This window comes from Paenibacillus sp. ICGEB2008 (assembly GCF_000307675.1).
Lineage (GTDB): Bacteria > Bacillota > Bacilli > Paenibacillales > Paenibacillaceae > Paenibacillus > Paenibacillus polymyxa.
The window spans coordinates 1-551 of sequence record NZ_AMQU01000070.1; the positions used below are offsets into that span (position 1 = coordinate 1).

The 551-nt window shown below is 42.8% G+C and carries 1 protein-coding gene; it reads right to left on the reverse strand.

The genetic code is table 11. The features are described from left to right. Window positions 1–551 (reverse strand): IS110 family transposase (locus tag C400_RS0126005; RefSeq protein ID WP_017428703.1); only part of this gene is annotated, 551 nt, incomplete at both ends.

Genomic DNA, 551 nt, shown 5'->3' on the forward strand with positions numbered 1-551 from the left:
ATAGAACGCTTTGAGTCGCATATTTCGGGAGCGTATAAGCCCACACTGGACAGCCATTACCAGTGCGTAACGCAACTGCCTGGAACCACGTTTCGTGATTCGGTTTCGAGTTGCTGTAAATTTACCGGAAGCAAAGACACTCGGGTCAATGCCTGCAAAAGCCACTAGCTTTTTAGGATGATCAAATCGGTCGATCTCTCCAATTTCAGATAAAATTGTTGCAGCAATTTTATGCCCAATACCGGGAATCGACTGAATTAATTCATACTCTTCAATTTCTTCAGCCAGAGCATCTATGTTTTGTTCCAGTTCAGCAAGATGCTCTTGGTACTGAAGAATAAGGGTGATAAGAACTTTCAAATTGATTAAGTGGCTTGCATACATGGTTTGCTGAAATGGGTTTTGCTTTGCCGCGTCTAGCAGTCGCTGAACCCGTTGGTTAATCCAGCCCTCTGAACGCCCCCGTTTCGAAGAAAGTAGTTCTTTCATCTTAGCTTTGAGTGTAATTTCATCCGTCTGCAAAACTGAATATGAGGTTGGAAATTTACTTA